Below are 3307 nucleotides of genomic sequence, written 5' to 3'. Positions count from 1 at the left end.
CCTCGACCATGACTGGATCGGCAAGCATCTGCCGCGCGACGGCTCGGTCAATTTCGACAATCTCACCAGCGCCATGGGCGTGCTCGTCATTGCCGGCCCGAAGGCGCGGATGCTGCTCGAACGTGTCTGCACCGACGACGTCTCCAAGGCGGCGCTGCCCTGGCTGGCGGGGATCGAAACCAGCATCGGGCTGGCCCCGGCGAAGGTGCTGCGCGTGAATTTCGTGGGCGAACTCGGCTACGAGATCCATCACGGCATCGAATATCAAAACCACATCTTTGACGCGCTGATGGAAGCGGGTGCCGATCTCGGCTTCGCGCCCTTCGGTATCCGGGCGATGGAGTCCATGCGCATCGAGAAATCCTATCGCATGGTGGGAACCGAGATGTCGATCGAATATCCGGCACTCGAATCTGGGCTCGACCGCTTCATCCGGCTCGACAAGGGGGATTTTCTGGGGCGCGAGGCATTGCTGCGGCGTCAGTCGGAGGGGCTGCGCAATCTCTTCGTGACGCTCGAAGTGAGCGGCCATAACGACGCCGATTCGCTGGGCAACAACCCGCTCTTCAGCGCCGGCGAGATGATCGGGCGCACCACGAGCGGCGCTTACGGTTTCCGCGTCGGCAAATCGCTGGCGCTCGCCATGGTCCGCCCGGATCACGCTGCGGAGGGTACGCAGATGGAGATGGATCTGCTGGGCGCACCCTGCATCGCCACTGTGCTCGGTGAGAGCCCCCATGATCCGGAGAATGCGCTGCTGCGGGCCTGAGGCGTACGGTGCGCTTGACGCGCGCCGGGGGGAGGGGCACTCAGTCGTCTGCGACGCGTTGCGGAGACGACAGATGAAACACCCCTTCGTTCACACGCGCAGCCATTCCTGGCTGCGCCGCCAGATCGGCAGTGTCCGCAAGCTGTGGTTTCGCTGGCGGCACGGGAAGGCGTCTTTCGAGACATGTTATTTCGATGCGCGCTTTGTTTGCACCCTCGGCGACAGCGTGTCCAAGGGGATTGCGGTCAATACCTACGACAATCGCCAGCTGCGCTTTCTGATGGACTGGGCGCGGCGCGAAAAGCCGGACCGCTTCTATGATATCGGCGCGAATCTCGGCCTCTACGCTTGCGTGCTGGTCGGGCAGGGCGTCGTCGCCTCTGCTGTTGCCTTCGAGCCCGACCGCAACAACCGGCGGCTGCTCGAACGCAATATCACGCTCAACCGGCTCGAAGAGCGCATCGCCGTGCGCGACTACGCTCTGGGACGGGAAGAGGCCGAGCTCGCCTTTCGTGAAGGTGCGCAGGCTAATCGGGGCACCTCGCGCATTGTCGTCAAAGGGGAGCCGGATGCGGGGTGTACCGGGCAATATTCGGTTGCGGTGATGCCGTTCGATCAGGTCGCGGATGTCGCCAGCGAGACCCTGATCATCAAGATGGATTGCGAGGGGTTCGAAAGCGAGGTGATCGCCGGCATGCATCACGCGCTGACGCGCAACAGGTGCCTCATCCAGATCGAGGCCTTCGACGACGCCAATGCCGAAACCCTGAAGAGCCTCGGCTATCACCATATCGGCACGATCCATGCCGACCAGTACTGGGTCAATTTCTGACGCGGCGCGCGGGGGTTCAACCGCCCGCGCGCACTGCCACCTCAGGCCTTGCCGTAGCCGCCCCCGGTGGGCGTGATCACCGTGACCGCTTCGCCGGCCTCCATCTGCGTCTGGTCGCAGCCGCCGAGCTCCTCGAGCCGCCCGTCATTGCGCCGGACATAGGTGCGCCCGACTTCACCCGCCTCGCCGCCATCGACGCCGAAGGGCCGGACGCGGCGGTGGGAGGCGAGGATGGCGCAGGACATCGGCTTGAGGAAGCGCAGCGTGCGGCTGGTGCCGTCGCCTGCCTTCCAGCGTCCCTTGCCGCCCGAGCCCTTGCGGATATGGAAATCCTCCAGAACCACGGGGAAGCGCGTCTCCAGGATTTCCGGATCGGTGAGGCGGGAATTGGTCATGTGCACATGCACCGCATCGGTGCCGTCGAATCCCGGCCCGGAGGGAGAGCCGGAACAGATCGTCTCGTAATACTGATACTGGTCGTCACCGAAGGTGAGGTTGTTCATGGTGCCCTGCGAGGCGCCCATCGCCTTCAGCGCACCGAAGAGACAATTCGTGACCGCCTGGCTGACCTCGACATTCCCGGCCACCACCGCCGCCGGATAGCTTGGCGAGAGCATTGATTCCTCCGGGATCACGACCTCGATCGGGCGCAGGCAACCCGCATTCATCGGGATGGCGTCATCGACCATCACCCGGAAGACGTAGAGCACCGCAGCACGGGTCACCGGCATGGGCGCGTTGAAATTGTCCTCGCGCTGCGGCGATGTGCCGGTGAAATCGACCTTGGCCCGGCGATTCTCGCGATCGACCGAGATCGCCACCCTGATCACGCAGCCCTGGTCCATTTCGTATGCGAAGCTGCAATCGGTGAGGTTGTCGAGCAGGTTGCGCACGCTCTCGGCGGCGTTGTCCTGCACGTGGCCCATATAGGCGCGCACCACTTCGAGCCCGAAGGTGGTTAGCATCTTGCGCAGCTCCGCCACGCCCTTCTCGTTGGCGGCGACCTGGGCGATGAGATCATTGACGTTCTGCGTGACGTTGCGCACCGGATAGGTGGCGCCCGTGAGCAGATCTTCCAGCTCCTTGCGCAGGAAGCGCCCGCGATCGATCATCTTGAAATTGTCGATATAGACGCCTTCCTCTTCGATATGCGTCGCGAGCGGCGACATCGAGCCCGGTGCCACGCCGCCCACATCCGCGTGATGCCCGCGGCTCGCCACCCAGAACAGGATCTCCTGGCCCGCATCATCGAAGACCGGCGTGCAGACGGTGATGTCGGGTAGATGCGTGCCGCCGTTATAGGGCGCGTTGAGGGTAAAGACGTCGCCGGGATTGATGTCCGGGTTGAGGCGGATCACGGTCTTCACCGATTCGTCCATCGAACCCAGATGCACGGGCATGTGCGGGGCATTGGCGACGAGCTGGCCGTCCGGGGCGAACACGGCGCAGGAGAAATCGAGCCGCTCCTTGATATTGACCGAATAGGCAGTGTTTTGCAGCGTGACGCCCATCTGTTCGGCGATCGACATGAACAGGTTGTTGAAGATCTCCAGCATCACCGGATCGGCCTCGGTGCCGACCGCATGACGGGTCGGCATCGCCTTCACGCGGGCGAGCACCAGGTGGTCCTTCTCCGTCAGCCGCGCCTCCCAGCCGTCCTCGACGACGATGGTCTGGTTCGGCTCGATCACGATCGCCGGGCCGGG

3 protein-coding genes are annotated in these 3307 nt (G+C 63.9%); 2 read left to right on the top strand and 1 reads right to left on the bottom strand.

Annotated elements, in window-relative coordinates:
- Together VKP01_RS01015 and VKP01_RS01010 are read left to right on the top strand one after the other, a co-directional pair.
- Positions 1-769 (top strand): aminomethyltransferase family protein (locus VKP01_RS01015; RefSeq protein ID WP_324409781.1); only part of this gene is annotated, 769 nt, incomplete at its 5' end.
- 73 nt (positions 770-842) lie between these two features.
- Positions 843-1601 carry an FkbM family methyltransferase gene (locus VKP01_RS01010; RefSeq protein ID WP_324409780.1) on the top strand — a complete coding sequence of 253 codons (759 nt, stop codon included), beginning with the start codon at positions 843-845 and terminating at the stop codon, positions 1599-1601.
- Between the two features lie 41 nt (positions 1602-1642).
- Here the strand turns inward: VKP01_RS01010 and VKP01_RS01005 are convergent.
- On the bottom strand, positions 1643-3307 hold a 1665-nt coding region (locus tag VKP01_RS01005; RefSeq protein ID WP_324409779.1), incomplete at its 5' end, for a hydantoinase B/oxoprolinase family protein.

Source organism: Saliniramus sp. (assembly GCF_035311605.1).
Taxonomy (GTDB): domain Bacteria; phylum Pseudomonadota; class Alphaproteobacteria; order Rhizobiales; family Beijerinckiaceae; genus Saliniramus.
Note: the sequence above shows the minus strand (reverse complement) of the source record. Positions and strands in the feature narration are given on the sequence as shown.

Coding starts and splice junctions, on each gene's coding strand:
- VKP01_RS01010 (WP_324409780.1), top strand. CDS start 843: ATGAAACACCCCTTCGTTCACACGCGCAGCCATTCCTGGCTGCGCCGC.